The sequence below is a fragment of the Actinoplanes sp. NPDC048791 genome (assembly GCF_040650095.1).
Lineage (GTDB): Bacteria > Actinomycetota > Actinomycetes > Mycobacteriales > Micromonosporaceae > Actinoplanes.
This window is the reverse complement of record NZ_JBEZGQ010000506.1, coordinates 1-6,062: the sequence shown is the minus strand read 5'-3', so window position 1 is coordinate 6,062 and position 6,062 is coordinate 1. Positions and strand designations below refer to the sequence as shown.

Here is a 6,062-nt window from a genome sequence, read left to right as displayed (position 1 = left end):
CTGTCCGCGGCCGCCGAGATCGAGGCGCTCGACTACGCCAGCGTCGCGCTGATCGCGATGGCGTTGCCGCCCGGCACGCCGCTGCCCGACCTGTCCGGCTTCCTCGTGCCGCCGACCGAGGGCACCCTGGTCAAGGCGGCCACCTTCTTCACCCACAAGTGGTCCCACCTGCGCCGCGAGGGCGGTCCGGTGATCATCCGGGCCTCGCTGGGCCGGGCCGGCGAGGAGCAGCGGCTGCAACCGCCCGATCCCGTGCTGGCCACGACCGCCCACGCCGAGCTGGGCCGGCTGCTCGGCGGCGAGCTGCCGCCGCCGGTGGAGACCTGGGTGCAACGCTGGGGTGGCGGCCTGCCGCAGTACGCCCCGGGGCACCTTGACCGGGTGGCCCTGGCCCGGGCAGCGCTCAGCGACCGGCCCGGCCTGGTGCTGGCCGGCGCCGCGTACGACGGGGTGGGCATTCCGGCCTGTGTGGCCAGCGGCGAGAGTGCCGCCGATGACGTCCTGAAACACCTGGAGGAGCGATGACCGATCAGCCGCAGACCAACGCCGCGCGGGTCAAGGAACTGAACGCGACGATCCGTTACACCATGTGGTCGGTCTTCAAGGTCGCGTCGCCGCTGCCGGCCCTGCGCGAGGACCTGGCCGGCGAGGTCGACGCGCTGTTCGAGCAGCTGCTCGGCAAGGACGTGGTGGTGCGGGGCACGTACGACGTGGCCGGCCTGCGCGCCGACGCCGACATCATGGTGTGGTGGCACTCGGAGTCGCCGGACGCGCTGCAGGAGGCGTACGGGCTCTTCCGCCGGACGGCGCTGGGCCGCCACCTGGCCCCGGTCTGGTCCCAGATGGCGCTGCACCGCCCGGCCGAGTTCAACAAGAGCCACCTGCCGGCGTTCCTGGCCGGCGAGGAGGCCCGCCCGTACATCTGCGTGTACCCGTTCGTCCGTTCCTACGAGTGGTATCTGCTGCCCGACGAGGAGCGGCGTTTCATGCTGGCCGAGCACGGCAAGATGGCCCGCGGCTACCCGGACGTGCGGGCCAACACGGTCGCCTCGTTCGCCCTCGGTGACTACGAGTGGATGCTGGCGTTCGAGGCCGATGAGCTGCACCGCATCGTCGACCTGATGCGTGACCTGCGCGCGTCCACCGCCCGCCGGCACGTCCGCGAGGAAGTGCCGTTCTACACCGGTCGCCGCCGTTCGGTCACCGAGCTTGTCGCTGCCCTGCCCTAAGACCTCTTCATGGGTACGTGGGGGATGCCGTCCTCCAGATACTCGGGTCCGGTCGGCACGAAGCCGAAGCGGCTGTAGAAGCCGGTGAGGTACGCCTGCGCCTCCAGCCTGCTCGGCCGGTTGCCGATCACCTCGAGCGCGTGGGTCATCAGCCTGCTCGCATAGCCACCCTGGCGCGCGTTCGGGGCGGTCACCACGCGGCCGATCCGCTCGGTGCCGCCGTCGTCGAGGATCCGCAGGTAGGCGAGGATCTCGTCGCCCCGGGCCAGCCACACGTGGCGGGTGCCGGGCTCGTCGTCGCGCCCGTCCAGCTCCGGGTACGGGCATTTCTGCTCCACGACGAACACGTCGACGCGCAGCTTCAGGATCGCGTACAGGGTGGTGGCGTCGAGGTCGCGGAACGACGCCACCCGGATCTCGTCTCGGGGCTCCGGATGCATGAGTCGGATTTTAGGCGTCACCGAAACGCACCCTCGCCCGTTGGTGCAGGAGGAGCCGCGCACTCTGGAGGCGAGAATGATCAAGCGAAGCAAGCTCTTCGGCGACAAGACCCGGGTGACGTTCTGCCTGCCCAAGGACGCCCCGGCCGGGCCGGTGAGCGTGGTCGGCACGTTCAACGACTGGGAACCGGGGCTGCACGAGCTCAAGGACCGGCGGGACGGCACCCGGACGGTCACCGTGCGGCTGGAGCCGGGCCACTACCGCTTCCGGTATCTCGCCAGCGACGGCGTGTGGCTGGACGACGAGCACGCCGACGCGGTCGGGCCGCACGGCAGTGAACTTGTGCTCTGACGTTTCGTTCGGCTGCGCCCGGGAAAGCCTTTCCGGAATAGTTGACGCTACAAGCAACTACGGAAGGGGCCCTTTGTGGCTAACGTGAAGCTCGCAGTCGTGTACTACTCCTCGACCGGCACGATCCACGCCATGGCGGAGCGGATCGCCCAGGCGGGGGAGAAGGCGGGCGCCGAGGTGCGTCTGCGTCAGGTGGCAGAGCTCGCGCCGCAGGAGGCCATCGCCTCGAACGCGGCGTGGAGTCAGCACTTCGACCGCACCAAGAACGAGCCCAAGGCCACCGCCGACGACATCGTATGGGCGGACGCCGTGCTCTTCGGCACCCCCACCCGGTACGGCAACGTGGCCAGCCAGCTCAAGCAGTTCCTGGACACGCTGGGCCCGCAGTGGGGGCAGGGCCTGCTCGCCGACAAGGCGTACGCCGGCTTCACCGCCTCGATGACCGCGCACGGCGGCCAGGAGTCGACGCTGCTCGCGCTGTACAACACGATCTACCACTTCGGCGGCGTGGTCGTCGCGCCCGGTTACACGGACCCGCTGAAGTTCGCCGACGGCAACCCGTACGGCGTCTCGCACGTCACCGGCGGCAACAACGACAACCCGCTGGGTGACACGGAGAACGCCGCGCTCGACCACCTGGCCCAGCGCATCGTCAAGGTCGCCGGCAAGCTCAAGGACTGACGACACTCGTACCGGTTACAGCCCTTACGTCCGCGGCCGTGACTTGGCACACTGTGCGGCGTGAAAAAGTTCGAGGCTGATCTGACCAACGCCGTATGGCGCCGCAGCGGCGGTACCGCACAGCCGGGTGCCGCCGCCGTCGAGGTCGCCCTGCTGGACGGCGGGGTCGCCGTCCGTGACTCCCGCAAGCCCGACGGCGACGTGCTCTTCTTCACGCCGGACGAATGGGACGCTTTCGTCGGCGGCGCCAAGGACGGCGAGTTCGACCTGTAGCGTGGCCTAGGCGGACATTCCTCGGTATCCGGATATCAACCTGAAAAAGGTTCATTTCTGGGTAGCCTGCCGGTATGACCATTCACGAGAGTTCTGACCTGCTCAAAAAGGTGGAGCGGTACGAGGCCGCCGTGCATGAGCTCGAGGCAGCCCACGAGGACGTCAAGGACGTGCTCATGGAGTCCATCCTGTTCGCCCGCTGGCAGCAGCTCGGCACTCAGCTCGGATTCGCCGCGGTCGACCCGGCCAAGCAGCGCGAGGAGCCGAACCGTGACCTCCAGCAGCTCAACCAGCAGATCTCGGCCATGAGTGAGTCGTGGGCTCATTAGTGGCGGCGATGTGACCTCCGCCGCCCGGGTCCCTCTCGGCTCCGGGGCGGCGGAGGCGCTAGCGTGGCGCCATGGTCGACACCCAGTACGAAGAGCTGCTGCGCCGGGTCCTCGAGACCGGCATCCCGAAGGCGGACCGCACCGGCACCGGCACGGTCAGCCTCTTCGGTGAGCGACTGCGCTACGACCTGTCCCAGGGCTTCCCGCTGATCACCACCAAGCGGGTGCATTTCAAGTCGGTCGCGGTCGAGCTGCTCTGGTTCCTGCGCGGCGACAGCAACACCCGGTGGCTGCGCGAGCGCGGCGTGACCATCTGGGACGAGTGGGCCGACGAGAACGGCGAGCTGGGCCCGGTCTACGGCAAGCAGTGGCGGTCCTGGCCCACCCCGGACGGCGGCCACGTCGACCAGATCAGCGAGCTGCTGGCCACGCTGCGCCGCGACCCCGACTCGCGCCGCATGATCGTCTCGGCCTGGAACGTCTCCGAGCTGCCCGAGATGGCCCTCGCGCCGTGCCACGCGCTGTTCCAGTTCTACGTCGCCGACGGCCGGCTCTCCTGCCAGCTCTACCAGCGCAGCGCCGACATGTTCCTGGGCGTGCCGTTCAACATCGCCAGCTACGCGCTGCTGACGCAGCTGATCGCGGCGCAGACCGGGCTGATCCCCGGGGACTTCATCTGGGTCGGCGGCGACTGCCACATCTACGCCAACCACGTCGAGCAGGTGCGCGAGCAGCTCACCCGGCCCGCGTACCCGTTCCCGAAGCTGGAGATCGCGCCGGCGGAGTCGCTCTTCGACTACACCTACGAGCACTTCTCGCTGGTCGACTACCAGCACCACCCGGCTCTGCGCGCGCCGGTCGCGGTATGACCATTCACATGATCTGGGCCGAGGCGCGCGGCGGCGTCATCGGCGCCAAGGGGGCGATCCCCTGGCACGTGCCCGGCGAGCAGCAGATCTTCCGCGAGCGCACGATGGGCGCGACCGTGGTGATGGGCCGGGCCACCTGGGATTCGCTGCCGGAGCGCTTCCGGCCGCTGCCCGGCCGGCGCAACGTGGTGCTGACCCGGCAACCGGGCTGGGCCGCCGCCGGAGCCGAGACCTTCGGCTCGGTCGGCGAGCTGCTGCGGGTCCACGACGACTTCTGGGTGATGGGCGGGGCGGCGGTCTACACCGCGCTGCTGCCGTACGCCGGGCACATCGTGCGGACCCGCATCGACCTCGCCGTCGAGGGGGACACCTTCGCCCCTCGGCTCGGGCCGGAATGGCAGCTCACCGCCGGTGCCGACACCAGGACGTCGGACACCGGCGTGCGTTACACCGTGGAGGAGCTCACTTCGGGTCGAGCTTGATCGACAGGCTGTTCACACAGTGCCGCGTGTTCTTCGCCGTCATCATCTCGCCCTTGAACACATGGCCCAGGTGGCTGCCGCAGCGGGCGCACTGGATCTCGGTGCGGACCATGCCGAGGCTGCGGTCCTCGATCTCCTTGATCGCGCCCGGGATGGCGTCGTCGAACGACGGCCAGCCGCAGTGCGAGTCGAACTTGGTCTCACTCGGGTACAGGGCGGCGCCGCAGGCCCGGCACTCGTAGGTGCCCTCGGTCTTGGTGTCGACGTACTCGCCGCGCCAGGCCGGCTCGGTGGCGCCCTGGCGCAGCACCCGGAACTCGTCGGGGCTCAGGCGGACCCGCCACTCTTCTTCGGTGGTGGGCAGGGTGGTCTTGTCAGTTGCCATGCTTTAAAGGTACGTCGGTACGGCAGTGGCGCACCGCCAGTGCGCCGACGGGCCGGGCGGCAGCCGTTGAACAGTCATGGATGCGACGCGTTTCAGCCCCACCTGGCAGCAGGCCCTCGCCCGTGGCATGTACCTCGGCGTTCTCGGTGCGGTGGTGGGAGTGTCGGCCGGTCTGCTCGCCACCATGGTGGCCCTCTCCTGGGCGGCGGCCACCGCACCACCGGCCTGGGTGTGGGCGGTGCTGGCGTTCGGTCCGCCGCTGGCCGGTGCGCTGGCCGGGGTGCTGTTGCGGCCGCGGCTGGGCACCGAGATCGACGCCGGCGGCATCCGGACCGTGACCCCGTTCGGCGCGGGGGTGCAGCCGTGGAGCCGGGTCGTGGACCTGCGGGCCGAGCGCCGCGGCGCCCGCACGGTCGTCTCCGTCTACCTGGAGTCCGGCGCCAGCGTGCAGTTGCAGGCGCCGTACAGCGGTGAGCTGTTCGCCGCCGATCCGCAGTTCGAGCTCAAGGTCTTCGCGCTGTCCCACCTGTGGCGCAGTCACCGCTTCGGCGGCCTGCCGAGCTGAGCCCGTTCACCTATTCGATGGGGACTCGCCGGAGGGGCAATGCCACCAAATCCGGCATTAGCCGCTAAGCTCCCACCGGACCAAGACGGACTTACCGCAACAGAACGGATTCCCTTCATGAGTTTGACGCGCCGGTTGGCCGCTGGACTGCCCGCGGCCGGCGTCACCGTCCTCGCCGCTCTGGCCCTCACCGGGGCCCCGGCCGCCGCGACGGGCGACGAGTCCGCCGCTCGCGCCAAGCAGCCCGCCGTGATGACCACGCCGTGTTCCGAGGTGCAGCGCGGCGACAAGTGCGACTACGGCTACACCGACGACGAGAAGCCGGGCGACAACAAGCCGGGCGACAACGGTGCGACGCCGGACGACAACGGCACCGGACCCACCCGTGGCAGCGGTGGCTACGGTGGCGAGAGCCCGACGCCGTCGCCGAGCCCGTCGACGCCGACCGCCAGCGTCG

General features: G+C 69.9%; 12 protein-coding genes. 10 read left to right on the top strand and 2 right to left on the bottom strand.

Going from position 1 to position 6,062, the window contains the following annotated elements:
• Together AB0C29_RS29390 and hemQ are read left to right on the top strand one after the other, a co-directional pair.
• Nucleotides 1-525, top strand: a 525-nt coding sequence (locus AB0C29_RS29390) for an FAD-dependent oxidoreductase (protein WP_360826711.1), incomplete at its 5' end; no start/stop codon positions are given.
• Nucleotides 522-1,229: a hydrogen peroxide-dependent heme synthase gene (gene hemQ / locus AB0C29_RS29385; RefSeq protein ID WP_360826708.1), complete on the top strand. Its 708-nt coding sequence runs from the start codon at nucleotides 522-524 to the stop codon at nucleotides 1,227-1,229. The genes AB0C29_RS29390 and hemQ, both read left to right, overlap by 4 nt.
• Here the strand turns inward: hemQ and AB0C29_RS29380 are convergent.
• Complete coding sequence (locus AB0C29_RS29380; RefSeq protein ID WP_360826705.1) at nucleotides 1,226-1,669, bottom strand: GNAT family N-acetyltransferase; 444 nt, start codon at nucleotides 1,667-1,669, stop codon at nucleotides 1,226-1,228. The genes hemQ and AB0C29_RS29380 overlap by 4 nt on opposite strands.
• Nucleotides 1,670-1,745: 76 nt before the next feature.
• On the opposite strand from AB0C29_RS29380, the gene AB0C29_RS29375 reads away from it, so the two are divergent.
• The 6 genes from AB0C29_RS29375 to AB0C29_RS29350 all read left to right on the top strand — a co-directional run bounded on the left by AB0C29_RS29375 (nucleotide 1,746) and on the right by AB0C29_RS29350 (nucleotide 4,655).
• Nucleotides 1,746-2,021 carry an isoamylase early set domain-containing protein gene (locus AB0C29_RS29375; protein WP_360826702.1) on the top strand — a complete coding sequence of 92 codons (276 nt, stop codon included), beginning with the start codon at nucleotides 1,746-1,748 and terminating at the stop codon, nucleotides 2,019-2,021.
• Nucleotides 2,022-2,096: 75 nt separating this feature from the next.
• On the top strand, nucleotides 2,097-2,702 hold the full coding sequence (gene wrbA, locus AB0C29_RS29370; protein WP_360826699.1) for an NAD(P)H:quinone oxidoreductase: 606 nt from the start codon (nucleotides 2,097-2,099) through the stop codon (nucleotides 2,700-2,702).
• A 60-nt stretch (nucleotides 2,703-2,762) separates the two neighbouring features.
• Nucleotides 2,763-2,975, top strand: a complete 213-nt coding sequence (locus AB0C29_RS29365; protein ID WP_360549554.1) for a DUF397 domain-containing protein — start codon at nucleotides 2,763-2,765, stop codon at nucleotides 2,973-2,975.
• 74 nt (nucleotides 2,976-3,049) lie between these two features.
• Nucleotides 3,050-3,304, top strand: coding sequence for a hypothetical protein (locus AB0C29_RS29360; protein WP_360549552.1), 255 nt, complete (start codon nucleotides 3,050-3,052; stop codon nucleotides 3,302-3,304).
• Nucleotides 3,305-3,375: 71 nt separating this feature from the next.
• Nucleotides 3,376-4,173 (top strand): thymidylate synthase, encoded by a 798-nt coding sequence (locus tag AB0C29_RS29355; RefSeq protein WP_360826696.1) that lies wholly within the window; start codon nucleotides 3,376-3,378, stop codon nucleotides 4,171-4,173.
• The gene (locus AB0C29_RS29350; RefSeq protein ID WP_360826693.1) at nucleotides 4,170-4,655 is read left to right on the top strand and encodes a dihydrofolate reductase; all 486 of its coding nucleotides are present in this window, start codon (nucleotides 4,170-4,172) and stop codon (nucleotides 4,653-4,655) included. The genes AB0C29_RS29355 and AB0C29_RS29350 overlap by 4 nt, the downstream gene beginning before the upstream one ends.
• Here AB0C29_RS29350 and msrB read toward each other — a convergent pair.
• On the bottom strand, nucleotides 4,636-5,040 hold the full coding sequence (gene msrB / locus AB0C29_RS29345) for a peptide-methionine (R)-S-oxide reductase MsrB (protein ID WP_360826690.1): 405 nt from the start codon (nucleotides 5,038-5,040) through the stop codon (nucleotides 4,636-4,638). The two genes, AB0C29_RS29350 and msrB, sit on opposite strands and share 20 nt — an antisense overlap.
• Before the next feature lie 76 nt (nucleotides 5,041-5,116).
• Here msrB and AB0C29_RS29340 point away from each other — a divergent pair, with 76 nt between their 5' ends.
• Both AB0C29_RS29340 and AB0C29_RS29335 read left to right on the top strand, forming a co-directional pair.
• Nucleotides 5,117-5,605, top strand: a complete 489-nt coding sequence (locus AB0C29_RS29340; RefSeq protein ID WP_360826687.1) for a PH domain-containing protein — start codon at nucleotides 5,117-5,119, stop codon at nucleotides 5,603-5,605.
• Between the two features lie 117 nt (nucleotides 5,606-5,722).
• The coding region (locus AB0C29_RS29335) for a hypothetical protein (protein ID WP_360826684.1) at nucleotides 5,723-6,062 on the top strand (340 nt) is incomplete at its 3' end.